At 73.5% G+C, this 25778-nt stretch carries 23 protein-coding genes and 2 riboswitches; of the genes, 8 read left to right on the plus strand and 15 right to left on the minus strand.

Going from position 1 to position 25778, the window contains the following annotated elements; all coding sequences use genetic code 11:
• Positions 1-40: 40 nt before the first annotated feature.
• From ACZ466_RS48320 to ACZ466_RS48335, 4 genes are read right to left on the minus strand one after another with little or no spacing between them, the layout of a single operon-like run.
• Positions 41-1588 (minus strand): ABC transporter ATP-binding protein, encoded by a 1548-nt coding sequence (locus ACZ466_RS48320; RefSeq protein ID WP_378288327.1) that lies wholly within the window; start codon positions 1586-1588, stop codon positions 41-43.
• The gene (locus ACZ466_RS48325) at positions 1585-2394 is read right to left on the minus strand and encodes an ABC transporter permease (protein ID WP_378288326.1); all 810 of its coding nucleotides are present in this window, start codon (positions 2392-2394) and stop codon (positions 1585-1587) included. Before ACZ466_RS48325 ends, ACZ466_RS48320 begins: the two co-directional genes overlap by 4 nt.
• Before the next feature lie 4 nt (positions 2395-2398).
• Entirely contained in the window at positions 2399-3337 is a 939-nt protein-coding gene (locus ACZ466_RS48330; RefSeq protein WP_378288325.1) for an ABC transporter permease, read from the minus strand.
• Between the two features lies 1 nt (position 3338).
• Positions 3339-4904, minus strand: coding sequence for an ABC transporter substrate-binding protein (locus tag ACZ466_RS48335; RefSeq protein WP_378288324.1), 1566 nt, complete (start codon positions 4902-4904; stop codon positions 3339-3341).
• Between the two features lie 44 nt (positions 4905-4948).
• Positions 4949-5121: riboswitch (cobalamin riboswitch) on the minus strand.
• Positions 5122-5182: 61 nt separating this feature from the next.
• Positions 5183-5381: riboswitch (cobalamin riboswitch) on the plus strand.
• 84 nt (positions 5382-5465) lie between these two features.
• Between ACZ466_RS48335 and ACZ466_RS48340 the strand changes: the two genes are divergently transcribed.
• From ACZ466_RS48340 to ACZ466_RS48350, 3 genes are read left to right on the plus strand one after another with little or no spacing between them, the layout of a single operon-like run.
• A complete protein-coding gene (locus ACZ466_RS48340) occupies positions 5466-6434 on the plus strand; it encodes an ABC transporter substrate-binding protein (protein WP_464042028.1) in 969 nt (322 codons plus the stop codon).
• Entirely contained in the window at positions 6431-7519 is a 1089-nt protein-coding gene (locus tag ACZ466_RS48345; protein ID WP_378288322.1) for a FecCD family ABC transporter permease, read from the plus strand. The genes ACZ466_RS48340 and ACZ466_RS48345 overlap by 4 nt, the downstream gene beginning before the upstream one ends.
• The gene (locus tag ACZ466_RS48350; protein ID WP_378288321.1) at positions 7489-8295 is read left to right on the plus strand and encodes an ABC transporter ATP-binding protein; all 807 of its coding nucleotides are present in this window, start codon (positions 7489-7491) and stop codon (positions 8293-8295) included. The genes ACZ466_RS48345 and ACZ466_RS48350 overlap by 31 nt, the downstream gene beginning before the upstream one ends.
• An 11-nt stretch (positions 8296-8306) precedes the next feature.
• On the opposite strand, the gene ACZ466_RS48355 is transcribed toward ACZ466_RS48350, so the two are convergent.
• The 7 genes from ACZ466_RS48355 to ACZ466_RS48385 all read right to left on the minus strand — a co-directional run bounded on the left by ACZ466_RS48355 (position 8307) and on the right by ACZ466_RS48385 (position 14886).
• Complete coding sequence (locus ACZ466_RS48355; protein WP_378288320.1) at positions 8307-9131, minus strand: carbohydrate ABC transporter permease; 825 nt, start codon at positions 9129-9131, stop codon at positions 8307-8309.
• Positions 9128-9772 (minus strand): carbohydrate ABC transporter permease, encoded by a 645-nt coding sequence (locus ACZ466_RS48360; protein ID WP_464042031.1) that lies wholly within the window; start codon positions 9770-9772, stop codon positions 9128-9130. Before ACZ466_RS48360 ends, ACZ466_RS48355 begins: the two co-directional genes overlap by 4 nt.
• A 318-nt stretch (positions 9773-10090) precedes the next feature.
• Positions 10091-10963: a metallophosphoesterase gene (locus ACZ466_RS48365; protein WP_378288318.1), complete on the minus strand. Its 873-nt coding sequence runs from the start codon at positions 10961-10963 to the stop codon at positions 10091-10093.
• On the minus strand, positions 10960-11121 hold the full coding sequence (locus tag ACZ466_RS48370; protein ID WP_378288317.1) for a hypothetical protein: 162 nt from the start codon (positions 11119-11121) through the stop codon (positions 10960-10962). Before ACZ466_RS48370 ends, ACZ466_RS48365 begins: the two co-directional genes overlap by 4 nt.
• Before the next feature lie 30 nt (positions 11122-11151).
• On the minus strand, positions 11152-12336 hold the full coding sequence (locus ACZ466_RS48375) for an ABC transporter substrate-binding protein (RefSeq protein ID WP_378288316.1): 1185 nt from the start codon (positions 12334-12336) through the stop codon (positions 11152-11154).
• 48 nt (positions 12337-12384) lie between these two features.
• Positions 12385-13491: an ABC transporter ATP-binding protein gene (locus ACZ466_RS48380; RefSeq protein WP_378288315.1), complete on the minus strand. Its 1107-nt coding sequence runs from the start codon at positions 13489-13491 to the stop codon at positions 12385-12387.
• Between the two features lie 135 nt (positions 13492-13626).
• Positions 13627-14886, minus strand: coding sequence for a PP2C family protein-serine/threonine phosphatase (locus tag ACZ466_RS48385; RefSeq protein ID WP_378288314.1), 1260 nt, complete (start codon positions 14884-14886; stop codon positions 13627-13629).
• 443 nt (positions 14887-15329) lie between these two features.
• On the opposite strand from ACZ466_RS48385, the gene ACZ466_RS48390 reads away from it, so the two are divergent.
• Positions 15330-17933 (plus strand): DUF4118 domain-containing protein, encoded by a 2604-nt coding sequence (locus ACZ466_RS48390; protein WP_378288313.1) that lies wholly within the window; start codon positions 15330-15332, stop codon positions 17931-17933.
• Positions 17930-18604, plus strand: coding sequence for a response regulator (locus tag ACZ466_RS48395; protein ID WP_378288312.1), 675 nt, complete (start codon positions 17930-17932; stop codon positions 18602-18604). The genes ACZ466_RS48390 and ACZ466_RS48395 overlap by 4 nt, the downstream gene beginning before the upstream one ends.
• Positions 18605-18865: 261 nt before the next feature.
• On the opposite strand, the gene ACZ466_RS48400 is transcribed toward ACZ466_RS48395, so the two are convergent.
• From ACZ466_RS48400 to ACZ466_RS48415, 4 genes are all read right to left on the minus strand, one after another.
• Positions 18866-20356 carry a tripartite tricarboxylate transporter permease gene (locus ACZ466_RS48400; protein WP_378288311.1) on the minus strand — a complete coding sequence of 497 codons (1491 nt, stop codon included), beginning with the start codon at positions 20354-20356 and terminating at the stop codon, positions 18866-18868.
• Between the two features lie 30 nt (positions 20357-20386).
• A complete protein-coding gene (locus tag ACZ466_RS48405; protein WP_378288310.1) occupies positions 20387-20887 on the minus strand; it encodes a tripartite tricarboxylate transporter TctB family protein in 501 nt (166 codons plus the stop codon).
• Positions 20884-21867 carry a tripartite tricarboxylate transporter substrate binding protein gene (locus ACZ466_RS48410; protein ID WP_378288309.1) on the minus strand — a complete coding sequence of 328 codons (984 nt, stop codon included), beginning with the start codon at positions 21865-21867 and terminating at the stop codon, positions 20884-20886. Before ACZ466_RS48410 ends, ACZ466_RS48405 begins: the two co-directional genes overlap by 4 nt.
• 144 nt (positions 21868-22011) lie before the next feature.
• Complete coding sequence (locus ACZ466_RS48415) at positions 22012-22959, minus strand: 5-dehydro-4-deoxyglucarate dehydratase (RefSeq protein WP_378288308.1); 948 nt, start codon at positions 22957-22959, stop codon at positions 22012-22014.
• A 193-nt stretch (positions 22960-23152) separates the two neighbouring features.
• On the opposite strand from ACZ466_RS48415, the gene ACZ466_RS48420 reads away from it, so the two are divergent.
• Genes ACZ466_RS48420 through ACZ466_RS48430 form a run of 3 tightly spaced genes read left to right on the plus strand, consistent with a single transcriptional unit; the run spans position 23153 to position 25757 of the window.
• Positions 23153-23953, plus strand: a complete 801-nt coding sequence (locus tag ACZ466_RS48420; RefSeq protein ID WP_464042036.1) for a sulfite exporter TauE/SafE family protein — start codon at positions 23153-23155, stop codon at positions 23951-23953.
• Between the two features lie 17 nt (positions 23954-23970).
• The gene (locus ACZ466_RS48425; protein ID WP_378283268.1) at positions 23971-25095 is read left to right on the plus strand and encodes an L-talarate/galactarate dehydratase; all 1125 of its coding nucleotides are present in this window, start codon (positions 23971-23973) and stop codon (positions 25093-25095) included.
• A complete protein-coding gene (locus ACZ466_RS48430; protein WP_378283267.1) occupies positions 25092-25757 on the plus strand; it encodes a FadR/GntR family transcriptional regulator in 666 nt (221 codons plus the stop codon). The genes ACZ466_RS48425 and ACZ466_RS48430 overlap by 4 nt, the downstream gene beginning before the upstream one ends.
• The last annotated feature ends 21 nt before the right edge of the window (positions 25758-25778 follow it).

A 25778-nucleotide genomic window follows, 5' to 3' on the forward strand; every position in this document is an offset into this window, starting at 1 on the left:
CGGTGGGCGTCGCCTCGTATTCTGCACCTTCCGAACGGCCTCAGGCGTCGCTGTGCGCATTCGCGGACCGGACGAGCAGGGTGGGCGCTCCCGGGGCGGGCGACCGGAAGAACTCGGCCGTGGGAGCGTGCTGGACGCAGCGCCCGGCGTCGAAGACGGCGACCGTGTGCGCGATCTCCCTGACCGCGGCGAGGTCGTGGGTGATGAACAGCAGCGCCGTCGCGGACGGGGCGAGCAGGTCCGGCAGTGCGCCGAGGACCCGTTCGCGGGCCAGGGCGTCCAGCGCCGACGTCGCCTCGTCGCACACCAGCAGTGCGGGCCGGGCCATCAACGCCCTGACCAGTGCGCAGCGTTGGAGCTGGCCGCCGGACAGCCGGCCCGGAGTCCTGGCGAGCTGGTCGTCGTCGAGACCGAGCCGCGTCGCGATCACGTGCGCCTCGGCTTCGGCGTCCTGCGCGCTCATGCCGCGCAGCAGCCGTCCGGCGGCGGCGATCTGCCCGAGCAGCGGCCGGTGCCCTTCGAAGGAGTCCGCACTGTTCTGATGGACGTACTGGACGGTCCTGCGCTGGGCGGGATTCCGGCGCTGGATCCGGGCCGGCAGCCGGACGCCGTTGTGCGCGAGGCGCCCCGAGCCGGACGGGACGAGTCCGGCGAGGAGGCGGCCGAAGGTGGTCTTGCCCGCGCCGGACGGGCCGATCAGCGCGGTCCTGCTGCCGGGCGGGAACGACATCGTCACCGGTCCCGGCAACGGGGACGTCCCGGTACGGCGGCGTACGGCCACGGCGATCGCCTGGACGCCGTCGCCACGAGCCGCCGCCGGCTCGGCCCCGGCGTTCGGCATGCCGTGGGCTGCCGTGGCGCGTGGTCCGCCCAGCACCTGTGCCGCCGGGCCCTGCCGCACGATGCGGCCTTGTTCCAGCACCGCCACCTGCGCGGCCAGCATCCGCGTGAACGGCAGGTCGTGGCTGAGCAGCAGGATGCCGGTGCCGCCGGCGACCAGGGCGCGCAGGCGGTGGCCGAGGGCGGTGGCGGTGATGGGGTCGAGGCCGCTGGTGGGTTCGTCCAGGACCAGGAGACGGGCGCCGGTGACCAGGGCGGAGGCCAGGGCCGCGCGCTGCTGCTGTCCGCCGGACAGTTGGTGGGGCAGCCGGCGGGCGAGCGCCGGCTCCGGCAGTCCCGCGCTTGCCAGCGCCGCGTCCACGGCCGCCGCGCGGGCCGGCCGCGCGCGGTGCTGGAGCGCGGCGAGTTCGCCGAGAGTGCTTCCTATGCGCCGGATCGGGTCGAGCACGATTTCCGGGTGCTGGGGAAGGTGGCCCGCGGTGCCGGCTCTCAGGGCCCGGCGGCGGGGCTCGGGGAGAGGCAGCAGGTCGGTGCCCTCCAGCAGTACCTGGCCGTCCAGCCGTATGCCTGCGCGGGCGGCGGCGAGCGCCGCCAGTCCCAGGGTGGTCTTTCCGCTGCCGGACGGGCCGACGACCGCGACGACGGAGCCCGCGGACACGGTCAGGTCGATGTCCTGCAGCAGCCGGAGGTCTGTGCCGTGGACGCGCGCCGACAGGCGCTCGATCCGCAGCAGCGGAGTGCCGGTCACGGGATGAGCCTCCTGCGGGCCAGGGCGTGGTCGACGAGCAGGTTGCCGCCCACGCACAGGGACATCAGCAGTGCGGCCGGAACGAGCACGGCGGCGGGCTGGGCGAAGATCGCGTCGCTGTTGCGTTCGATGAGCACGGCCCAGTCCGGCGAGGACGAGGGCAGCCCGAGGCCGAGGAAGTTCGCGGAGGCCAGCAGGTAGAGCACCACCGAGAAGCGCGTGCCTGCGTCGGTCGCGATCGGAGCGGCGACCTCGCGGGCCAGGTGGCGCAGGTGGATGTAGGCCCAGCGATGCCCTTGCATGCGCAGTGCCTCCACGGTCGTGCGGGACGCGGGCGCCAGGGCCGCTCCCCGTACCAGCCGCGCGATGGGCGGGATCTGCAGCAGGCCGGCCGCGGCGACCAGCCAGTACCACTGCCTGCGGTCGGTGGCGGCCAGGGTGACCAGGAGCAGCAGGCCCGGGAAGGCCAGCAGCAGGTCGAGGGTGCGCATGACGGCCTCGTCCACCGGCCGGCGCGACCCGGCGGCCAGCAGGCCGAGCAGGACCCCGGCGGTGTAACCGAGCAGCAGCGCCCCCGCCGTGGTGCCCAGCACGGAGACCCCGCCGCGCAGCACCAAGGCCAGCATGTCCCGCCCCAGCACGTCGGTGCCCAGCGGATGGCCCCCGCCGGGCGGAAGGGAGGGCGAAGCCGCGGCGCCGGACAGGGGCGCGTCCACCGGGCCCGCCACCAGCGGCCCGGCCAGCGCCACCAGGATCGGGAACCCCAGCAGCACCCCTTCCAGCACGCCCCGGAGGCGGGCGGTCATGCCGTCACCTCCCTGCGCGGCGCCAGCCGGTGGACACCAGATCGGCCGCCAGGTGAACCGCGACCGCGGTCCCGGCGAACAGCAGCGCGTAGGTCTGCACCAGCGGCGCGTCCCGGTTCTGCACGGCCTCGACGAAGCCGGTCCCCAAGCCCTGGACGCCGAACAGGGACTCCACCAGCAGGGCCCCGCCCAGCAGCCCCTCCACGCAGCGGGCGAACTGCTGGACGGCCGGGCCGAGCGCGTTGGGGACCACATGGCGCAGCACCACGGTCCGCTCGCGCTGGCCCAGCAGCCTCAGGTGCTCGGCCACGGGCCCGTCCCGCTGGGCGGCGATCCCGGCGCGTATCTGCCGCGCCAGGTCGCACAGGTGGCGGGCGGCGAGCACCGTCACCGGCAGCACCAGCACGGAAGGGTGCGCGAGCAGCGCCGCCCCCTCCAGCCCGACGGCGGTGGCGGGCAGCAGCCCCGCGGCCAGGGAGAACGAGGCGACCAGCAGCAGTCCCAGGACGAACTCCGGCACCGAATGCAGCAGCACCGCGACCGCGTTGAGCACCCGGTCGAGCCGCGTGCCCTCGCGCAGGCCCGTGACGACGCCCAGCAGCGGCGCCAGCACGATCACGGCGGCCAGCGCCGGCAGGCCCAGCACCGCCGAGTCCAGCACGCGGCGCCCGATCTCCTCCTTCACCGGGACGCCGGTCATCAGAGACCTGCCCGGGTCGCCGGCGAACAGCGCGCCCAGCCACTGCCCGAACCGCTGCCAGGCGGGCTCGTCCAGTCCGAGCCCCTCGCGGAGCGCGGCGACCTGCTCCGGCGTGCCGTGCTCGCCCCGCAGGACGTCGGCGGTGTCACCCGGCAGCAGCGTGCCGAGCGCGAAGACCGCGACCAGCACCGCCAGGCACTGCGCCACCGCGAGCAGGCACCTGCCGGCGGCGTAGCGGCGCACCTCAGCCGAGGGCGACCCGGTCGAACCGGGCCCAGTCGCCGGAGTTGGGCGGGGCCGCGCGCAGCCCGCGCACCGACGCGGAGATCGCGTCGTTGGCGTCGGAGAACGCCCACACCAGCAGGCCGGACTCGTCCCGGGCGATCCGCTGGGCCCGGGCGAGCAGGTCCTGCCGCCGCTTCTCGTCGCGGGTGGTGCGCGCCCGTTCGAGGAGGTCGTCGAAGCGTCCGGAACGGAACCCGGTCATGTTCCGCGCGGCCCCGCCGCGCATGCGCTGCTCCAGGAAGTCGGAGAGCGGCAGCGTCGAGGTGGTGTTGAACGCCGCCACACCGCGCTTCTTGATCTCGCTGAAGTAGGTGGTGGCGGCGAGCGCGCGCGGCGTGATCCGCAATCCGACCTCGCCGAGCTGCCGGGCGATCAGGCTGGCCGCAGGCTCCCACGCCGCGTCGACCGCGCTGGTCTCCAGCGTGACGGCCAGGCCCTCCGCGCCCGCCTCGCGCACGAGTTCCCTGGCGCGATCCACATCGCGTGCGCGCTGGGGGAGGTCGGGCGGATAGCCGCGCAGACCCTTCCCGAACAGGTCGTTGCCGACTTCGCCGTGACCGGCCAGCGCGATCCGTACGAGCGCCTCCCGGTCGATGCCCAGCGCCACGGCCTGGACCAGCCGGGGATCGGAGAAGGGGGCGCGCTCGGTGCGCAGCAGGATCTGCTGCGCCGTGGCCCGCGGAACGGTCAGCAGACGCGTCGACCGCCGTCCATTCAGGCGGTTCACCGAGGCCCCCGACAGGTCCGCCGCGTACTGCACCTGCCCGGACAGCAGCGCGTTGACCCGCGTGGACTCCTCGTTGGCGGGCACGATCTCCAGCTCGGCGATGGACGGCGCGCCCGCCCAGTGCCCCTCCCAGCGCCTGAACAGCGCGGGCCCGCCCGGAGTGAACGAGACGTACCGGAAGGGACCCGAGCCGACCGGTGCGCGGAAGCCGGTGGCGCCCTCCGGGACGATCTCCGTGCCGGGGCCGGCGAACGCCGTGGGGAACGTGAAGTCGGGCCGCTCGAGCGCCAGCGTCAGCGTGCGTTCCCCGGTAGCGCGGCTGGCACCGAAGTCGATCGCCGACAGCAGTTGCTGGGAGGGCGAACCGGTCTCCGGGGCGGCCGCCCGCCGGTAGCTGTAGAGCACGTCCCTGGCGGTGACGGGACGGCCGTCGTGGAACCGCGCCCGCCTCAGCCGGATGTGCCAGCGCGTTCCCGAGGCATCGCTCTCCCAGGACTCGGCCAGGCGCTCACGGACCGACATGTCGTCGTTGTAGGTGCCGAGCGTGTCGAACAGCGCCTTCGCCCGGACCTGGTCGACGAAGTTGGGCGCGACGTGGGGATCGAGGGTCTCCTGCGAACCGCCGGCCGCGAACGCGGCGCGGAAGCGGTTCGTGCCGCCGCCGTCGCCGTTCCCGCCGCAGCCGGTGAGCAGCGCGGGGGACAGGAGCGCCGCTCCGCTCCCGGCCAGCAGGGTGCGCCTGCCGACCGCCCGCCCCCCTCGCCCTTCGCCGGCCCGTTCAGGGGCATGACCGTTCATCGGATCCTTCCCGGGGGTGTCCTCGCCCCCTTCCGGCGGACCGGCGACGGGTCAGTCTCCTGGCTCCCGGATCGTCGCTGGCCCCCGGCCTTCCCACCCGCTCACGCGGGCAGTGGCGTGCGAGGGGGTTCGCTCCCCGGTCACAGTGGCGGGACCGCGCCGGAATCACACCGGCTTCCTGGTCCCCGTCGCCTTTGCGCTGACATTAGACCAGTCGCGCCAATCGGTGCCGTGGAGAGGGTCCCCGCGGCGGTTCCGGTACTTGTCGTTATTGCGACTGTTGTGCAGGTGCCGCATGTGCCACCATGTGCGGTGTAGGCGACGGCGGAACGAGGAAGCCGGTGCGAATCCGGCGCGGTCCCGCCACTGTGATCGGCGAGCGGATCCCGAACCACGCCACTGCCCGCGCCCGCGGGTGGGAAGGCCGGGACGAGCTTCGACCCGAGAGCCAGGAGACTCACGCGGTCGCCTCCTCGAAGGACCTGGGGCGGATCTCCCCAGAGAGGAGAGGGCGACATGCCCATGGGCTCGTCAGGCCCGGCAGCGTGCCGGGTGCCACCGGTGCTGGCATCGCTGCTGTGCGCGGTGCTGCTGGTGGCGGGGTGCGGCGGCGGTACGGAGCGCGCCGGCGGCGCCCGGGGCGGCGCGGTGCCGTCCGGTTTCCCGGTCACGGTGGCCAACTGCGGGGTGACGACGACCTATCAGCGGCCTCCGCAGCGGGCGGTGTCGCTGAACCAGCACGCGACCGAGGTGATGCTGGCACTCGGGCTGGAGAAGTCGATGGTCGGCACCGGCTACCTCGACGACAAGGTTCTACCGGAGTTCCAGGCCGCCTACGACCGGGTGAAGGTGATCTCTGAGGAGTACCCCTCGTTCGAGGCGCTGCTGTCGGCCGAGCCCGATTTCGTCTACGGCGGGTGGGCGAGCACGTTCGAGGAGAAGGAGGGCCGGGGCCGCGCGGTCCTGAAGAAGGCCGGGATCGACACCCATCTCAACATCGAGGAGTGCCCCAAGGGGCCGGTGACCACGGCCACGGTCGAGGAGGAGATCCGGACCGTCGCCAGGATCTTCGGCGTGCCGGACCGGGCCGAGCGGCGGATCGCCTCGCTGCGCACCGTCCTGTCGGGGGTCGAGGGCAGGCTGTCGGGCGCGGCCCCGGTCAAGGTCGCGGTCTACGACAGCGGCGACAAGACCGTGTTCACCGCGGGCGGGGCGGGGATCGGCGACGAGATGATCCGGCTGGCGGGCGGCGCCAACCTGTTCTCCGACGTGAAGAAGGCGTACGGCGACGTCTCCTTCGAGCAGTTCGCCGAGCGGGCGCCCGAGGTCGTGCTCATCTACGACTACGGCGACCGGTCCGCCGAGGACAAGAAGAGGTTCCTGCTGAGCAACCCGGCCCTCAAGGACGTCCCGGCGATCAGGAACAGGCGGTTCGCGGTGCTGCCGCTGTCGTCCACGGTGACCGGTGTGCGGGTGGCGGCCGCGGTCGAGTCGCTGGCCCGGCAGCTGCACCCGGACCGCTTCGCGTGACCGGCGTCGCCGACCGGCCCGCGACCGGGAGCGTTGCGGGCACGGCGGCCGTGCGACGCCGAGCCCGCGTCCCGTTTCCGCTGGTGCTGGCGCTGCTGGCGGCGCTGGTGCTGGTCGCGGCCACGGCGGGGATCGCGGCCGGGTCGGTGCGGGTGCCGCCCGGACAGGTCTGGGGGATCCTGCTGCACCGGCTGCATCCGGTGCTGGCCGAGCCGGTCTGGTCGCCGGTCCGCGAGACGATCGTGCTGGACGTGCGGCTGCCCCGGGTGCTGCTGTGCGGCGTGGTCGGCGCCGGGCTGTCGGTGTGCGGGACGGCGCTGCAGGCCCTGGTGCGCAATCCGCTGGCCGACCCGATGCTGCTGGGGGTCTCCTCCGGTGCCACGGTCGGCGCGGTGCTCGTGGTGGTGTTCCACCTGACCTGGTTCGGGATGTTCTCGCTGCCGCTGGCCGCCTTCGGCGGGGCCCTGCTCGCGCTGATCCTGGTGTATTCGCTGGCCCGGTCCGGGGGCCGGATGACCACGGTGCGCCTGGTGCTGGCGGGCGTGGCCACCGCCGAGGTGCTGTACGCCGTCGCCAGCTACCTGGTCATCACCTCAGACGATCCGCGCGCCGCCGAGTCCGCGCTGCGCTGGATGCTCGGCGGGCTGGCCGGCACCACGTGGACGGTGCTGTGGATCCCCGCGACCGTGGTCCTGGCGGGCACGGCGGTCCTGGTCGGGCTGTCGCGCCCGCTGAACCTGCTGCTGGCCGGGGAGGAGGCCGCCGCCGCCCTGGGCCTGGACGTGCACCGCTTCCGCGCGGCGCTGTTCGTGCTGGTCGCCCTCATGATCGGGACGATGGTGGCGGTCAGCGGCTCGATCGGTTTCGTCGGCCTGATCATGCCGCACGTGGTGCGGTTGCTGGTCGGCGCCGACCACCGCCGCGCCCTGCCCGCCGCCGCGCTGCTGGGCGCGGCCTTCCTGATCGCCGCCGACCTGGCCGCGCGGACCCTGGCCGCCCCCGAGGAGATCCCGGTCGGCATCCTCACCGCCCTGGTCGGCGGCCCCTTCTTCCTTTGGCTGATGAGACGGAGGGCGGCACGGTGAACGGCCCCGGACCGTCCCGCCTGCGGGCCGAGGAGGTGTCGGTCGTCGCCGGCGGGCGGACACTGGTGGACGCGGTCTCCCTCGACGTGGCGCCGGGAGAGGTCGTCGCGCTCGTCGGGCCCAACGGCGCGGGGAAGAGCACGCTGCTGCGCACCTTCTACCGCGCGCTGCGCCCCACCTCGGGCCGGGTCCTCCTGGACGGCGACGACATCTGGCGGATGCCCGGCAAGCACCTGGCCAGGCGCCTGGCCGCCGTCCTGCAAGAAGCCCCCGGCGACTTCGAGCTGACGGTGTACGACGTCGTGGCGATGGGCCGCTCCCCGCACAAACGCGCCTTCCAGGGAGATGACGCCGGCGACCGCGACATCATCACCGGCTCGCTGGCCGAACTGGAGGCCGCGCACCTGGTGGACGCGCCCTTCGAGCGGCTGTCGGGCGGCGAGAAGCAGCGCGTCCTCATCGCCCGCGCCCTCGCCCAGCGCACCGGGACCCTCGTCCTCGACGAGCCGACCAACCACCTGGACCTGCGGCACCAGATCGACGCGCTCCACCTCGTCCGCCGCCTCGGCGTCACCGCGGTCATCGCGCTGCACGACCTCAACCTCGCCGCCGCCTTCTGCGACCGGCTCCACGTCCTGCACGGCGGACGCCTGGTCGCGGCCGGGCCGCCCGCCGACATCCTCACCCCCGGCCTGCTGGCCGAGGTCTACCGGGTCGAGGCGGAGGTGCACGCGCATCCCCGCACCGGCGCCCCCCAGATCACCGTCCTCCCCTGAAGCGACCGTCGCTATTTCAGGCCGGAGCGGACGAAGGCGTTCACGATGTGCCGCTGCAGGAACACGTAGAGGACCAGCACCGGCAGGCCGGCCAGCCCGGCGGTGGCCATCAGCGGTCCCCAGTCGGTGCCCTCGGTCCCCATGAAGCTGCGCAGGCCGAGCTGGATCACCGAGTTGGACCGCTGGAGGACCATCGCCGGCCAGAAGTACTCGTTCCACGAGGTGATGAACAGCAGGATGCCCAGTGCGGCCAGCGCGGGCCGCAGGTTCGGGACGACGACGGTCCACAGCGTGCCCCAGGACGAGCGCCCGTCCATGCGCGCCGCGTCCAGCAGCTCGCGGGGGAAGCTCATCAGGTGCTCGCGCAGGAGGAGGACGCCCAGCGCCGAGCACAGGTTCGGGACGATCACCCCGGCGAGCGTCTCCAGCAGCCCGAGCCGGGCCAGCAGCGCGTAGTTGGGCAGCATGGCCACCTGGAAGGGCACCAGCCAGGTGCCCACGAACGCCAGGTGGGCGAGCCCCCGCCCGCGGAACCGCCAGGCGGCGAACGCGTACGCGGCCGGCAGGGCGACCAGCAGCTGGCCGAGCGCGGACAGCGCCGCCATGACCGTGGTGTTGAGCAGCATGCCCGCGACGTCGTTCTTGGCCAGCGCGTCGGAGTAGTTGTCCAGCGACAGCGGCCAGGGCAGCGGCGACAGGTCGTGGACGTCGCCGGGCGCGCGCAGCGACGTCGCGTAGATCCAGTAGATCGGGAAGAGGCAGGCCAGGCCGAGCAGCCCCAGGGCCGCGTGCCCGGCCGCGCGCTCGATCCGTCCGCTCCCGCCGTGCCCCCTCACGCTCCCTCCTCGCGCGGCGCGCGGTCGGCCAGGCGGGCCGGCAGCGCCGCGACCAGCAGGAAGCCCGCGAAGAAGAGCATTCCGGCGGCCGCCGCGAGCCCGGCGTCGTGGCTGCGGAAGCCGAACTCCCAGAGCAGGTAGTAGATCGTGGTGGTGGAGCCGGCCGGGCCGCCCTGGGTGAGGGTGTCGACCAGGGGGAAGGTCCACTGCGCCGACAGGAGCACGGTCACCAGCGCCAGGAAAGCCAGCGTCGGCGACAGCAGCGGCAGGGTGATCCACCGCGTGGTCTGGGCCCGCGAGGCGCCGTCCACCCGCGCCGCCGCCGCGTACTCGGGATCGATGCCGGTCAGGCCCGCCGACACGACCAGCACCGCGAACCCGACGACATGCCATCCGGCGATGACGATGATCGCCCACTGGGCCGTCGCGGTGTCGTTCAGCCAGTTCGCGCCGGTGCCCAGGGCCGCGTTGACCGCGCCCGCCGACGGGTCCAGCAGCCACTGCCAGGCGGCCGCGCCCGCGACCGGCGCGACCAGCATCGGGGCGAACACCATGCCGCGATAGGCGGCGCCCGCCCGGCCGCGCACGCCGCGCGCCAGCAGCGCCACCGCGAGCGGGACCGCCACGGTGAACGGCAGCATCCCCCCCGATGACCACGAGCGTCCGGACGACCGAGGCGCCCAGCTCCGGCGTGGTCAGCAGCCGCTCGTAGTTGGCGGTGCCGACCGGGACCAGCGGCGAGGCCGGGCTCAGGTCCCAGGAGTGGAACGACAGGTAGAGCGTCTGGGCGAGCGGCCGGTAGGTCCATACGGCCAGCAGCGCCAGCCCGGGCGCCAGGTAGAGGTACGGCGGGGCCGCCCGCCGCAGCCGGGCGGCCAGGGAGGGACGTGCGGCGGCGGGCGGCGCGCCCTCCACGGTCGCGGGCCGGGACGGCGGCGCGACCTCGACGAACGTTCCGGTCACCATGCCCCGACCACGTTCTCGATCATGCGGATCCGGTCCGCCGCCGCGACGTCGTACACCCCGGCGGCCGACGGGACCGGGACGGCGGTCGCGACCACCCGACCGCCGAACACGTCGATCCGGCTGAACGCGGCCTCGGCGGCCGCGCGGAGCCGGCCCCGCGGAGGGAAACCCGCAACGCCGTACGCCAGGGCGGGCCCCACCCACACCGGCACGCCCGACAGCGCGCCCGCCGCCGCGTGGTGGGCATGGCCGGACACCACCATGCGCACGTCGCTGCCCTCGATCACCCGCGCCAGCCGTTCCGCGCCGCGCAGCCGCAGCAGGTGCACGGTCGGCACGGGGGAGGGGAGCGGCGGGTGGTGGCACACCAGGATCGTGCCGAGCGGCGCGGGCCTGGCCAGCACGTCCGCGAGCCAGTCCAGCTGCGCGGCCGACAGGTGCCCGTCGTGCCTGCCCGGCTCGGTGCTGTCCAGCAGCACGACGCGCATGCCGCCGACCGTCCGGACGGCGTCGCACGCGTCCGCGGACGGCTCCTCGCGCAGCAGCTCGGAGCGGAACGCGGCGCGCTCGTCGTGGTTGCCCATGGCGTACAGGACCTCGGCGCCGATCCGCCGCGCCGCGGGTTCCACCAGCTCGCGCAGCCGCCGGTAGGCGGCGGGGCGGCCGTCGTCGGTGAGGTCGCCGGTGAGCAGCAGCGCCGATACCGGCTGCCCCGACTTCTCGAGCATCGCCAGCGCGGCCCGCAGGTTCGCGGCGGTGTCGACGACGCCGTGCATGAGCTCGCCTTCGGCGAGGACGTGGGTGTCGGTGAGCTGGACGAACGTCAGATCCGGCCGCGTGCTCGCGGCGGCCCGGGGCGCGGTCACTTGCGGTCCGTCCTGATCAGGGCGGCGAGTTCGTCCTGCTTGGCGCGCAGCGTGGTGTCCACGTCCGCGCCCTGGAAGACGGCGCGCTCGACGGCGGCCATCATGCCGTCCCGGACCTGCAGGTAGCCCGCCCCCGGCATGGACACCCACGGCTGCATCCTGGCCAGCTGCTCCAGGTTGGGCTTGAGCTAGGGGTTGGCGTCCGCCCACGGCTTGAGCCCGGCGGCGTCGCCGACCAGCCCGGTGCGCAGCGGCAGGTAACCGATCTTGCTGGCGATGGTGGTGAACGCCCGCTCGCTCGTCAGGAACCGGATCAGCTCCCAGGCGGCGCGCCGCTTGGCCGCGTCCTTGGCGAACACGAACAGCGCCGCCCCCGAGTTGGTCGGGACCGCCTGCCGGCCGGCGAAGGCCGGCATCGCCGTCGCACCCAGCCGCCACTTGCCGGTCGACGCCTTCAGGAACGTGCCCTGCATCGAGCTGGATTCGAGGATCATGCCGATGTCGCCGCGCGCGAACCCGTCGACCGCCTGCTGCTGCGTGCGGTTCGGCATGGCGCCCGAGGCGACCAGGTGCCGCATGGTCCGGACCGCGCCGGCCGCCTGCGGATCGGCGAACGTCAGCCTTGTGCGGTCCTGGGAGATGACCCGTCCGCCGTTGGACAGCGCGAGCGCCTGGAAGCACCAGTCCTTGGCGGCCTTGGTGAGGCAGTCGACGTAGACGCCGTCCTTGCCGCCCTTCTCCTTGACGGCCAGCGCGGCGGTCCGGACCTCGTCCCACGTCGTGGGCGGTTTGGACGGGTCGAGCCCGGCCTTGGCGAACAGGTCGGCGTTGAAGTACAGCATGGGGGTGGAGAGCACGAACGGCACGCCGTAGGTCTTGCCGTTCCAGTCACCGAGCGTCCGCGTCGTGGGCGCGTACGGGTGCCGGGCGCCGGCGAAGTTGCGCGCGACCTCCTCCTTGCCGACCAGGTCGTCCAGGGGCAGGGCCTTGAGCCGGTTGACCGTAAAGTCCAGATCGCTGAAGCCGAGCTGGGCGACGTCGGGCGGCCCGCCGGTGGCGATCTGGTTCTGCAGGCTGGAGATCGTGTCGGTGGCGGGGTTGGCGCTGTTGCCCTGCGGCTTCTGGGCGGTGACCCTGATGTTGGGATGCTCCTTCTGGAAGGCGGCGATCAGCTCGGTGAACGTGTCCGTCCACGCGCCCGCCTGCCCGAAGTTGTAACTCTCCAGGACGATCGAGACCTTCTGGTCCGGGGCGAGTGCGGAGACGCGGGCCACGGGATCGCCGGCCGCGTCCCCGCCGCCCCCCATTCCGCAGGCGGCGGCCGTCACGAGCACCGCCGAAAAAGCGCATGCCAAGGACAGGGGTTTTCTCATTGCGTGCTCCTTAGAGAAACGGGCCAGACAGAAAGGGGCGAAGCGGGCTCAGACGGTCGTCGCTTGGACGCCGGCGGGCCGCCAGACCAGCCGGCGCCCGCTTCCGGCGTCGAAGAGATGCAGGTGCCCGGGACGGGCCGACAGCCCCACGCGATCGCCGGGCGCGACTCCGAGCGGACGCGCCCCGCGCACGCTCACCTGCGCGGAGCCCACCCGGCAGTGCGCGACCTCCTCGCCGCCCAGGTTCTCCACGGACATGACCTCGGCACGGAACGGCGCGTTCCCGCGGGGCGCGAAACCCAGGTGCTCGGGCCGCACGCCCAGCGTCACCGCGCGGTCGGGCAGCCCGGCGCCGTCGAGACCGAGCGCCACCTCCACATCGGGGGCGCGGGCGACCAGGTCGGAGCCGGCCGCGTGCAGGGTCGCGTCCAGGAGGTTCATCGGGGGAGATCCGAGGAACCGGGCGACGAACACCGAGGCCGGCTCGTCGTAGACCTCGGCGGGGGTGCCGGTCTGCTCCACACGTCCCTCGTTCAGCAGCACGATCCGGGTGGCCATCGTCATGGCCTCCACCTGGTCGTGGGTGACGTACACGACCGTGGCGCCCAGGCGGCGGTGCAGCGCGGCGATCTCGGCCCGGGTCGTGGCCCGCAGCTTGGCGTCGAGGTTGGACAGGGGCTCGTCCATGAGGAAGGCGCCGGGGTCGCGGACCAGCGCCCGGGCGAGGGCCACCCGCTGCCGCTGGCCGCCCGACAGCTCACGGGGCCTGCGATCCAGCAGCCCGGTCAGCTCGACCATGGCCGCGACCTCGGCGACCTTGGCGCGGACGACGGCCTTGGGCAACCGCCTGGCGCGCAGCGGGAACCCGATGTTCCGGGCGACCGACAGGTGCGGATAGAGCGCGTAGCCCTGGAACACCATGGCCAGGTTCCGCCGTTGCGGCGGGGCGTGGGTGATGTCGGCGTCGTCCAGCAGCACCCGCCCGCCGGACGGCTCCAGCAGGCCGGCGATCATGCGCAGCAGCGTGGACTTGCCGCACCCGCTCGGGCCCAGCAGGACCAGGAACTCCCCGTCGGCCACGTCCAGCCACACATCGTCCACGGCGGTCACCTGGCCGAACCGCCGCGTCAGCCCTTGCAATCGAATACGGCTCACGGCGCAGAGTGCAGCAGCGGTCCGTGGACAAAGGGTGAACGCGGGACGCGGCCCGCCACCGCCCGATCGCGGCTATATGCGGCATGACCTGCGAGGACTCCGCCACTGCCGCTCCGGCGCGATAGGCAGGAGCGATCAACCGAGAGTGATGACCTCTCGCTGGCGCACGTCGTCGTCCGGTCCCGGCCGGCCGGGACCGGTGGGCCCGTGCCACTCCAGGAGGAGGACGGTGGCGTCGTCGTCGAGCCGGTCGGCGTGGTGGTCGAGGATGCCGCGGATGAGGCGGCGGAGGGTCTCGGGGACGGGGAGCCCGTCGGCGTTGTGGCGGATGATGAAGTCGACGAACCGGTGCAGCCCGAACTCCTGCTTCTCCGCGTTGCGGGCCTCGATGATCCCGTCGGTGTAGAGCAGCAGCCGGTCGCCGGGCTCGAGCTGCTCGGAGCACGCTTCGGCGGCGTCGCCGAGGCCGGTGCCCAGGGGACTGGCGGGCGGGCAGGCCAGCGTGGTGACCCAGCGCCCGCCGCGGATGACCACCGGCGGCGGATGGCCGTGGTTGACCCAGGACAGCAGTCCGGTGCGGGTGTCCAGGCTGGCAAGCAGCGCCGTGACATAGGTGCCGGAGTCGAACTGCCCGCTCAGGACCTCCCCGATCCTCCGCCCGGTCTCGACGAGGTCGGCGCCCTGGAGGCGGCTGTTGCGGCAGGCGGCGATGGCGAGGGTGGCGGTGAGCCCGGACGAGGTGTCGTGCCCCATCGCGTCGAAGATCGCCAGGTTGACGATGTCGCCGGCCAGCCCGTAGTCGAAGGCGTCGCCGCCGATCTGGTAGGCCGGTTCGAGGACGGCGCCGATCGACACCCGGTCGTTGGCGAAGGTGAGCGGCGGCATCAGCCGCCACTGCATCTCCGCCGACACGGACATGGGCTGGACGCGGACGAGCCGGGCGTGGGTGTCGCTGTAGGGGCGCTTGCTGACCACCATCAGCGCCACCAGGCCGGTCATGCGCCGCAGGATGTCCAGGGTCTCCTCGTCGGCGCCGTCCACGGTGGCCCGCACGACGCCGATGCGTTCGGTCCCGTCCAGCAGCGGCGCCCACCACACGTCGGTGCCGGCGTCCTGGCCCTGCGCCTGGACCAGGTCCAGAGTCCGGAAGGCGCGGCCCGCCAGGGTGCCCTCGACCCGCAGCTCCGCCGCCTCCCCGGGATGGACGGGCTGCCCGTCGCGTTCGGGCAGCAGCCGCAGCACGCTCTGCTGCAGGTCAGCCACGTAGATCAGCACGTTCCGGATGCCGGCACGCTCGGCGTGCTCGGCCACGGCGGTGGGGATCTGCTGCATCGACATCAGGTGGCTGGCCTCCACCAGGTCCCCCAGCAGCCGTTCCCCCCGGTCGGCTCCCATCACCTCTCCATCGTCGGGTCGCGCGGTCGGGCTCGCACGGGGGCGCGGTCCGTGATCGGCGGGCGTTCCGCGGCTTGTTCCTCCCCTGCCCTGCCGTACGGGTGGAAAAACCCCAGGTCGGGGGCCTGCGGCGAGGCGGTTCCCGAGGGATGATCTGATCCGCTGGATCAACACCTACCGCCGCTTCCGCCGGGGCGCCGGGCCTGCGCGTCTGGCGGCGGTGAGGTCGGCGCCGCGCCGGGAGCGCTAGGGGCGCGTTAAGCGGGTCCGGGTGGGCGCTAAGGGCGCGTCAAGACGGCTGGAAATGCGCCGATTGTGGCGTTTTACTGCCGGGGGCGTCCGTGATCGTCACCCCGCCCGCCGCGACCGCCACGGCGTCTGATCGACTAGATTTCGCCAGGCCGGAATCAGGGGAGTGTCCGGATGGGGGAGGTGAAGCCGGTATGGGCACGCGCGGCACCTGGCGCATCTACCTGGGCGCCGCACCCGGCGTGGGGAAGACCTACGCGATGCTGAACGAGGGGCGGCGGCGCGCCGGGCGCGGCACCGACGTGGTCGTCGGCTTCGCCGAGGCGCACGGGCGCGCCCGCACCGCCGAGCAGATCGGCGACCTGGAGGTGGTCCCGCGCCGCACCGTGCGGTACCGGGGGGCGGAGTTCACCGAGATGGACCTGGACGCGGTCCTGGCCCGCAGGCCCCAGGTGGCGCTGGTGGACGAGCTGGCGCACACCAACGTCCCCGGATGCCGCAACGCCAAGCGCTGGCAGGACATCGAGGTCCTGCTGGAGGCGGGCATCGACGTGATCTCCGCCGTCAACATCCAGCACCTGGAGTCGCTGAACGACGTGGTGGAGCGCATCACCGGCGTCCGGCAGCGGGAGACGGTGCCGGACGCGGTGGTGCGCCGGGCCGAGCAGGTCGAGCTGGTCGACATGACGCCCGAGGCGCTGCGCCGCCGCCTGGCGCACGGCAACGTGTACGGCCCGGAGAAGGTCGACGCCGCCCTCGCCAACTACTTCCGGACCGGCAACCTGACCGCGCTGCGCGAGCTGGCGCTGCTGTGGGTGGCCGACCGGGTGGACGAGGGCCTGGCCCGCTACCGCGACCAGCACGGGATCACCGAGCCGTGGGAGGCGAGGGAGCGGATCGTGGTGGCGCTGACGGGCGGGCCGGAGGGCGACACCCTCATCCGGCGGGCCGCCCGCATCGCGGCCCGCGCGGGACGCTCCGACCTGCTGGCCGTCCGGGTGGTGCACAGCGACGGGCTGGCCGAGGGCTCGCCGCGGGCGCTGGCCCGCCAGCGGGCCCTGCTGGAGAGCCTGGGCGGCACCTACCACCAGGTCGTGGGCGACGACGTGGCGACGGCGCTCCTGGAGTTCGCGCGCGGGGTCAACGCGACCCAGCTGGTGCTGGGGTCGAGCCGGCGGCGCGGCTGGCAGTTCCTGCTCGCCCCGGGGGTCGGCGCCGCCGTGGCCCGGGAGTCGGGCGAGCTGGACGTCCACATCGTCACCCACGAGCACGTGGGCAAGGGCCGCGGGATCGCCGGGACGGCCGGGTCGGCGCTGAGCCGGCGCCGCAGGGCCGCCGGGTGGGTGCTGGCGCTGCTGGGCCCGCCGGTCCTGACCGCCCTCCTGGCCGGCATCAGCGAGCATGTCGGGCTGGTCACCGACATCCTGTTCTATCTCGCGCTGACCGTCGGGGTGGCGCTGGCGGGCGGACTGTGGCCCGCGGTGGTCGCGGCGGTGCTGGGCACCCTGCTGGCGAACTGGTTCTTCACCCCGCCCTTCCACACCCTCACCATCGCCGGCCTGCAGAACACCGTCGCGTTGCTGATCTTCATCGGGGTCGCGATGTCGGTGTCGTCGGTGGTCGACCTGGCCGCCCGCCGGACCCGGCAGGCGGCGCAGAGCAGCGCCGAGGCCGAGACGCTGAGCATGCTGGCCACCAGCGTGCTGCGCGGGGAGAAGGCGCTGCCCGCCCTGCTCGAGCGGGTCCGGGAGACCTTCGGGGTGAGCTCGGCGGTGCTCCTGGCACGGGGCGGCGCCGGCTGGGAGGCGGTGGAGGCCGCCGGCCCGGATCCGTGCGCCGATCCCGGCCAGGCCGAGGCCCGGGTCCAGGTGGCCGAGGGCGAGGCGCCGGACGGGCGGGGGGAGATGGTGCTCGCCCTGCGCGGACGGGTGCTGCCCGCGGCCGACCGCCGGGTGCTCTCGGCCTTCGCCGCGCAGGCCGCCGCGGTGCTGGAGTGGCGGCGGCTGGACGAGCAGGCCGCCCAGGCCCGCCGGCTCGCCGAGGGCAACCGGATCCGCACCGCGCTGCTCGCGGCGGTGTCCCATGACCTCCGCACCCCGCTGGCCTCGATCAAGGCCGCGGTGAGCAGCCTGCGCGCCGACGACGTGACCTGGGCCCCCGAGGACGAGGCCGAGCTGCTCGCCTCCATCGAGGAGTCGTCCGACCGCCTGGACGGGCTGATCGGCAACCTGCTGGACATGAGCCGGCTGCAGACGGGCGCCGTCGTCCCGCTGACCCGTCCGGTCGCGCTGGACGAGGTGGTGCCGGGAGCGCTGCGGGGCGTGCCGGTGGACCGGGTCGAGGTCGAGGTGCCCGAGACCCTGCCCGCGGTCGCCGCCGATCCGGGACTGCTGGAGCGGGCGCTGGCGAACGTGGTCGAGAACGCCGTCCGGCACAGCCGCGAGACCGTCCTGGTGTCGGCGGGGGAGCTGCGGTTCGGCCGCGGAGCCGGCCGGGTCGAGATCCGCGTCGCCGACCGGGGGCCGGGGGTGCCCGACACGGCGAAGGAGCAGATCTTCGCGCCGTTCCAGCGGCTCGGGGACTCGCCCGGGGGCACCGGGGTCGGGCTGGGGCTGGCCGTCGCCCGCGGCTTCACCGAGGCCGTCGGCGGGACCCTGTACGCCGAGGACACCCCGGGCGGCGGCCTCACCATGGTCTTCGCCCTGCCGCTCGCCGCCGGGGACGGGGACGCGGCCGGTCCGCCGGACGCCGTCCCCGCCGGCGGAGCAACACCGGACCGACGGAGGGAGACGCCGTGACTCGCGTTCTCGTCATCGAGGACGAGCCGCAGATCGTCCGGGCCCTGCGCATCAACCTCAGGACCCGCGACTACGAGGTGGACACGGCTGCCGACGGCCGGACCGCGCTGGAGGCGGCCGCGCGGCGGCACCCGGACGTGGTGCTGCTCGACCTCGGGCTGCCGGACATGGACGGGGTGGAGGTGATCAGGGGGCTGCGCGGCTGGCTGAACGTCCCGATCATCGTGCTGTCGGCCCGGCACGCCTCCGCCGAGAAGGTGCAGGCCCTCGACGCCGGGGCCGACGACTACGTCACCAAGCCGTTCGGCATGGACGAGCTGCTGGCCCGCCTGCGCGCGGCGGTGCGGCGGGCGGCGCCCGCCGACCAGGACGCCGTGGTGGACGCGGGGGACTTCAGCGTGGACCTGGCCGCCAAGAAGGTGCACCGGGACGGCGCGGACATCCGCCTGACGCCCACCGAGTGGCACATCCTGGAGGTGCTGGTCCGCAACGCCGGACGGCTGGTCGGACAGCGGCAGCTGCTGCGCGAGGTGTGGGGGCCGGCGTACGAGAAGGAGACCAACTACCTGCGCGTCTACCTCGCCCAGCTGCGCCGCAAGCTGGAGCCGGACCCGGCCCACCCCCGCCATCTGATCACCGAGCCGGGCATGGGCTACCGCTTCGAACTCTGAACCACCGCGATGTCCCCGTCGCCCCTAATTCCCGCATGGGGCTCGAGGGGACGCGGGCGTACGAGGACGAGGACGTCGACGATCTCCCGCCGCTGGTCCGGCGGGCCGTGCGGGCGGCGCGCGGGCACGGGTTCGCGTTCTCGTGCAGACCCGAACAGGGACGGCAGCGTCGTCGTGGGAACGCGCCTGCCCACCGGCGGCCGGGCCCCAGGCGCGCACGTGCCGTGACACGAGGGGCCCGGTCGGATCGGACCAGTTTGGTCAGGCCCCGGCGGTGCGCCGTCTCAGGCGCAGGGCGGCGGGCGCCAGCACGATGAGGACGATCGCGGCGAGCAGGACGGCGGTGATGGGCTGGGTGAGGAACCCGGTGAGGTCGCCGCCGAAGATGCGCATCGACCGCCGGAACGACGACTCCAGCAGGGAGCCGAGCACGAAGGCCAGGACGAGCGGGCCGGGCTCGAAACCGGCCTTCTTCATCAGGTAGCCGACGACGCCCAGCCCCACCATCAGGAACATGTCGAAGACGCTCATCCGGACCGTGTAGACCCCGATCATCGTGATCAGGATCGTGAGCGGGGCCAGGATCGCCGCCCGGACGCGCAGGACCCGTACGAACAGCCCGATCAGCGGCATGCTCATCGCCAGGAGCAGCAGGTTCCCGACGTACATGGAGTTGACGACGCCCCAGAACAGGTCGGGCTTCTCGTCCACCAGCGTCGGGCCCGGCGTGATGCCCTGGATGGTCAGCGCGCCGAACATGACCGCCATGGTGGCGTTGGCGGGCAGGCCCAGCGTCAGCAGCGGGATGAAGGAGGAGGTGGCGGCGGCGTTGTTGGCGGTCTCCGGCCCGGCGACGCCCTCGACCGCGCCCTTGCCGAAACGCTCGGGCTTCTTGGCGACCCGCTTCTCCAGCGCGTAGGAGACCATCGACGACATCGTCGCGCCGCCTCCCGGCAGGATGCCGAGCAGGAAGCCGAGCACCGACCCGCGGCCGATCGCCGCCTTGGACTCGCCGATCTCCTCGCGGGACGGGTAGACCGAGCCCACCTCGGCCATCGGGGCGCCCGGCCGCCGCAGCGACTCCAGGTTGTGCAGGATCTCCGCGACGCCGAACAGGCCCATCGCGACGATCACGAAGTCGATTCCGTCCAGTAGCTGGTCGACGCCGAGGGTCAGGCGGGCGGCGCCCTCCAGCGGGTCCTGGCCGACGGTGGCCAGCAGCAGGCCGACCGTCGCCATGAGGCCGCTCTTCAGCCGCGACCCGCTGCCGAGCGTGGTGATCAGCAGGATGCCGAGAAGCGCGAGCGCGGTGTACTCCGACGGGCCGAAGTCCAGCGCGAACCCCGCCACCAGCGGCGCGACGAACGTCAGCGCGACGATCGCGACCGTGCCGCCGACGAAGGAGCCGATGGCGGCGAGGCCGAGGGCCGATCCGGCGCGGCCCTGCCGGGCCATCGCGTGCCCGTCCAGGGCGGTCACGACGGTGGACGCCTCGCCGGGCAGGCGCAGCAGCACCGAGGTGATCGTGCCGCCGTACTGGGCGCCGTAGAAGATCCCGGCCAGCATGATGATCGCCGCGGTCGGGTCGATGTTGTAGGTGATCGGCAGCAGCACCGCGATGGTGGCCGCCGGGCCGAGGCCGGGCAGGACGCCGACCAGCATGCCCAGGGTGACGCCGAGCAGGCAGTAGAGGAGGTTCTCCGGCTGGAAGACCACCCCGAAGCCCGAGATCACCGGGGAGAGGAAGTCCATGTCGTCGTCCTCACAGGCGGGTGCGGGGGTTCACAGGTGGATCAGGTGGGGCAGCGACACCCCGAGCCCGGTGATGAACAGCAGGTAGAGGGCCGCCGTCGCGACGACCGAGACCGCGGCGGTGACGCGCCAGCCCTCCCGGCCCAGCCCCTTCATCCACAGCACCAGGAGCGCGAGGGTGGGCACCTCGAAGCCGATGAGCTCGAACAGGAACGCGTAGCACAGGAGCGAGACCACCGCGACGGCGACCGTCACGACGTCCTTGGTGAACGGCTCCTCGTCGCCGCGCGGCCGCGACCGCAGGACCAGCAGCGCGGCGAGGACCACCATGACGACGCTGACGAGCAGCGGCCACAGCCCCGGCCCCGGGGCCGGCAGCGTGCCGACCCCGAGGTTCCAGGACATGACCGCGGCGACCACCCCGACCGCGAGCGGCACCAGCGCGGCCACCACGTTCTGCGCGCGTGCGCGCGGGACGTCGGGGGACGAGCCGGTCTCGTCCGCCGTCTCGTCCTCGGCCTTCGGCGTCACTGCTGCGCCTTGAGGTCGATGCCGAGCTGCTGCGACATGGCGGTGAACCGCTTGAGGCTCTCGTTGATCTGCGCCGCGGCCTGCTCGCCGTCGGCGTTCCACGGCACGATGTAGCTCGCCTTGAGCAGCCGGAGGTAGTCGGGCGAGGCGACGGCCTTGTCGATGGCGGCGCCGAGCTTGTCGCGGACGTCGGTGGGCAGCCCGGCCGGGGCGGCGACGAACCGGCGCTGGTCGACCAGGACCTGGTAGCCGGACTCCTTGGCGGTCGGCACGTCCGGGAGCGCCTCGTGCCGCTTCTCGGAGAAGACCGCCAGGGCGCGCATCTTGCCCGCCTGCACGTGCTTGAAGCCCTCGGCGATCTGGACGGAGGCGACGTCGACCTTGCCGCCGAGCACCGCGGTGACCGTGGGGGCGCCGCCGTCGAACGGGACGGGCGAGGCCTTGACCTTGGCCGTGCCGAACAGCAGTGCCTGCGAGAGCTGGCTGCCGGTGCCGGGCCCGGTGGTGCCGTACTTGAGGCTGCCCGCGCCGAGCAGGTCCTTGAGCGTGCGGTACTCGGAGGACGCGGGCACCACCAGGACGTAGTCCTCGACGGCGAGGCCCCTGACGAGGGTCATGTCCTTGACCTGGATGGCGTCGGGGTCGCTCAGCATCAGCGGGCCGATGGCGAACAGCGACTGCGGCATCACCGCGACGCGGTAGCCGTCGGGCTTGCTCCCGAACACGTCCTTGCCCGCGATCTTGCCGTTGGCGCCCGGCTTGTTCACCACGACGGCCTTCTGCCCGAGCGGCTTGTCGATGTTCTTGGCCAGGGCGCGGGTGAGCAGGTCGGTGCTGCCGCCGGGGTCCTGCGGCACGGTGAACTCGACGGGCTTGGCGGGGTAGCCGGAGGAGCCCTTGTCGGCGCCGCCGCCCTGGACGGAGCAGGCGGACGCGGCGACGGTGACGGTGACGGCGGCCAGGAATACGCCGATTCTCATTTCATTCTCCGTTTCACCAGCACGGAAGGGGAGGGCCGGACCTGAGCGTGGACTCGGCCGGGTTGCTGGGATGGGGGGTGGGCGGAGAGGGCGGGGGACGAAGGGCGGGGGTGTTGAAGGGGCGGGGGTAGTGAAGGAGCGGGGTCAGCGGGTGGCGCCGACGAGGGCCAGTCCGGTGGTCAGCAGGGTGTCGAGTTCCTCCAGATGCCGGGGGGCGGGGTCCATGAGGGGAGCGCGCACCGGGCCCACGTTCGCGCCGCGCAGCCTGGCCGCCGCCTTGACGAGGGAGACCGCGTACCCGGTCCCCCTGTCGCGCAGTTCGACGAAGGGCATGTAGAACTCCTCGAGCAGCCTGTCGACGCGCTCGTGGTCCTCGGCGTGCAGGGCGGTGAAGAAGGCCCGGGAGATCTCGGGGGCGAAGGCGTGGACGGCGGAGGAGTAGGCCGGGACGCCGATGGCGCGGTAGGCGCGCGCCTGCATCTCGGCGGTGGCCGCGCCGTTGAAGAACAGCCAGTCTTCGGGGGCGGCCAGCTTGATGCGCTGGAGCCGGTCGAGGTCGCAGTGCCCGTCCTTGACGCCGATCACGCCGGGGATCGCGGCGAGGGCGGGTGCGTCGGCGACCTCGATCCGCACCTGGGCCCGCTGGTAGACGATGAGCGGCAGCGCGGTGCTCGCGGCGACGCGGCGCACATGCTCGACCAGTCCCCGCGGCGGCGTCTCGACGAGGTAGGGCGGCAGGAGGAGCAGGGCGTCCGCGCCCGCGCGTTCGGCGATGGCCGCGAACCTGGCGGCCTGCGCCCAGCCGTAGCCCGCGCCCACGACGACCGGCACGGTGCCGGCCGCCTCCTGGACGGCGGCCGTGACGAGTTGCTCGTACTCGTCCTCGGCGAGGGAGAAGAACTCACCCGTCCCGCAGCAGGGGAACAGCGCGCCGGGACCGGCGGCGAGCTGGGAGCGCAGGTGGGCGCGGTAGGCGTCGAGGGCGATGCGCCCGCCAGCGTCCAAGGCGGTCAGCGGGAACGCGAGCACTCCCGCCGCCATGCCCCGGCGCAGCCGTTCGATCGTCTCGCCGTGGGTCGTCGTTACCGCCAACTTGTCTCCATATATAGTTGGATGACATGTGGCGAGCAGCTTGGCCGCATTTCGGTATGGGTGTCAATACTCCGGCCGCGATCGATTTCAGAGCCCCCCAAGAGGTGTGATGACTCCCCCCGCACGAGGGCGCCGGGCCGCCCGCCCCGGCCTTCGAGCGGACAATCTCCGTCGCGCCCGGACGGCCTGACGGGTGGACCTGTCCTCGGGCGCCCTGCTGATGGCGGCGGGCCTGGCCTCCGGGCTGGCCGGATCCATCGCAGGCCTGGCCTCCCTGGCCAGCTACCCGGCCCTGCTCGCCTTCGGGCTGCCGCCGGTCGTCGCCAACGTCACCAACACCGTCGCGATGTTCTCCACCACGGTCGGCGCCGCCACCGGGTCGCGTCCCGAACTGCGCGGCCAGACCCGCCGGGTCCTGCGGCTGGTCGCGGTGGCCGCCGCGGGCGGGTCCCTCGGCGCGTGGCTCCTGCTCACCACCCCCGCCTCGGCGTTCGAGGCGGTGGTGCCCTGGCTCATCGCGCTCGGATCGGCGCTGCTGCTGGCGCGCGACCGCCTGCGCGCGTGGGCCGAGGCGCGGGCGGCGCGCGCGGCCGCCGCGGCGGCCGCGGACCCGTCGGCGGATCCGGGGGAGGCGCCGGCGCCCTCGTTCCTGCCCCTCGTCGTTCCGGTCGCGCTGGTCGGGCTGTACGGCGGGTACTTCGGCGCCGCCTCCGGGGTGCTGATGCTGGCCGTGCTGTGCGCCACCGCGACCGAGCCGCTGCCGGTGACCAACGCCGTGAAGAACCTCGCCACCGGCGCGGCCAACGTCACCGCGGCGGTCGCCTTCGCGTTCCTGGCACCGGTGCACTGGCCGGCCGCGGGACTGCTGTCGTGCGGCTGCCTGGTGGGCAGCTGGCTGGGACCCAAAGTCGTACGACGACTTCCGGAGCGGCCGCTGCGCTACGCGATCGCCGCCGCAGGTTTCGGACTCGCCCTCTCCCTTCTGGTCGTATGATGACCTAGGTTGTCATCATGACAACTCGTCCCGACCGCATCGCCCGGGTCCGCCTGTCCTCGCTCCGCCTCCCCCTGACCACCCCGATCAGCGACGCCAAGGTCCTCACCGGGCGGCAGCGCCCGATGACCGAGATCGCCTTCCTGTTCGCCGAGATCGGATCGGAGCAGGGCCACGAGGGCGTCGGGTTCGGCTACTCCAAGCGGGCCGGCGGGCCGGGGCAGTACGCGCACGCCCGGGAGATCGCGCACGAGCTGGTCGGCGAGGATCCCAACGACATCGCGCGCATCTGGGACAAGCTGGTCTGGGCCGGTGCCTCGGTCGGCCGCAGCGGCCTGGCCACCCAGGCGATCGCCGCGCTCGACGTGGCCCTGTGGGACATGAAGGCCAAGCGCGCCGGCCTGCCGCTGGCCAAGCTGCTCGGCGCGCACCGCGACTCCGTCCGCTGCTACAACACCTCCGGCGGGTTCCTGCACACCCCCGTCGAGGAGGTCCTGAAGAACGCCACGGCCTCGCTGGAGCGCGGCATCGGCGGCATCAAGATCAAGGTGGGCCAGCCCGACACCAGGACGGACCTGGCCAGGCTGGACGCCGTCCGCGAGCACCTCGGCGAGGACGTTCCCCTGATGGTCGACGCCAACCAGCAGTGGGACCGGGCGACCGCCCACCGCATGGGCCGCGCGATGGAGCGGCACGGCCTGGTCTGGATCGAGGAGCCGCTGGACGCCTATGACCACGCCGGGCACGCCGCGCTCGCCACCGCGCTGGACACGCCCGTCGCCACCGGTGAGATGCTCACCAGCGTGACCGAGCACGCCGAGCTGATCAGGGCCGGGGGCGCCGACGTCGTCCAGCCCGACGCGCCGCGCATCGGCGGCATCACGCCGTTCCTGCGCCTGGCCGCCCTGGCCGACCACGAGCACCTGCAACTGGCCCCCCACTTCGCCATGGAGATCCACCTGCACCTGGCCGCCGCCTACCGGTCCGAGCCGTGGGTGGAGCACTTCGAGTGGCTGGAGCCGCTCTTCGAGGAGCGCCTCGACATCCGCGACGGGCGGATGATCGTGCCCGACCGCCCCGGCCTCGGCATCACCATGAGCGAGCAGGCGCGAGCGTGGACGACGGAGACCTACTCGACATGACGACCAGGACCCAGCGGCTCGTCGACATCCTCACCGCCCGCATCCAGGAGGGCGTGATCAGGCCGGGGGAGCGGCTGCCGACCGAGGGCGGCCTCGTCGAGACCTACGGCGTGAGCAGGACGGTCGTGCGCGAGGCCGTCGCGCGCCTCAAGGCCGCCGGGCTGATCGAGACCCAGCATGGCCGCGGCAGCTTCGTCCTGGCCAGGCCGAGCACGACCGGGTTCGAGCCGGAGCCCCGCGACCTGCGGGACGTGCTCGACCTGCTCGACCTGCGGATGGGCGTGGAGGCGGAGGCGGCGGGCCTGGCCGCCGACCGCCGTACCGAGTCCGCCCTCACCGGCCTGCACCAGGCCCTGGAGAGCTTCGCCCGCGCGGCCGCCCACCCCAGCACGGCGGTGAACGCCGACTACCAGTTCCACCTGCGGATCGCGCTGGCCACCGGCAACCGCTACTTCGGCGACCTGCTGGGCTCGTTCGGCCCCTCGATGATCATCATGCCGCGGGAGCGGCTGCACCCCCGCCGCCCCGACTTCGCCACGATCGTGACCGAGCACGAGAACATCTACGCCGCGATCGAGCGCCAGGACCGCGAGGCCGCGCGCGCGGCCGTCCGGGTCCACCTCTCCAACAGCCGCGCCCGGCTGCTGGCCGCGCAGACCTGACCGGTCCAAGCCCGACCGTTC

The organism is Actinomadura rugatobispora (assembly GCF_055379765.1).

Bases quoted from the DNA above. Each gene is read 5' to 3' on its own strand.
- ACZ466_RS48325 (WP_378288326.1), bottom strand. From the start codon at position 2,394: ATGACCGCCCGCCTCCGGGGCGTGCTGGAAGGGGTGCTGCTGGGGTTC.
- ACZ466_RS48375 (WP_378288316.1), bottom strand. From the start codon at position 12,336: ATGAGAAAACCCCTGTCCTTGGCATGCGCTTTTTCGGCGGTGCTCGTG.
- ACZ466_RS48370 (WP_378288317.1), bottom strand. From the start codon at position 11,121: ATGCAGCCGTGGGTGTCCATGCCGGGGGCGGGCTACCTGCAGGTCCGG.
- ACZ466_RS48425 (WP_378283268.1), top strand. From the start codon at position 23,971: ATGACAACTCGTCCCGACCGCATCGCCCGGGTCCGCCTGTCCTCGCTC.
- ACZ466_RS48410 (WP_378288309.1), bottom strand. From the start codon at position 21,867: ATGAGAATCGGCGTATTCCTGGCCGCCGTCACCGTCACCGTCGCCGCG.
- ACZ466_RS48390 (WP_378288313.1), top strand. From the start codon at position 15,330: ATGGGCACGCGCGGCACCTGGCGCATCTACCTGGGCGCCGCACCCGGC.
- ACZ466_RS48360 (WP_464042031.1), bottom strand. From the start codon at position 9,772: ATGCTGCCGTTCACCGTGGCGGTCCCGCTCGCGGTGGCGCTGCTGGCG.
- ACZ466_RS48430 (WP_378283267.1), top strand. From the start codon at position 25,092: ATGACGACCAGGACCCAGCGGCTCGTCGACATCCTCACCGCCCGCATC.
- ACZ466_RS48385 (WP_378288314.1), bottom strand. From the start codon at position 14,886: ATGGGAGCCGACCGGGGGGAACGGCTGCTGGGGGACCTGGTGGAGGCC.
- ACZ466_RS48335 (WP_378288324.1), bottom strand. From the start codon at position 4,904: ATGAACGGTCATGCCCCTGAACGGGCCGGCGAAGGGCGAGGGGGGCGG.
- ACZ466_RS48400 (WP_378288311.1), bottom strand. From the start codon at position 20,356: ATGGACTTCCTCTCCCCGGTGATCTCGGGCTTCGGGGTGGTCTTCCAG.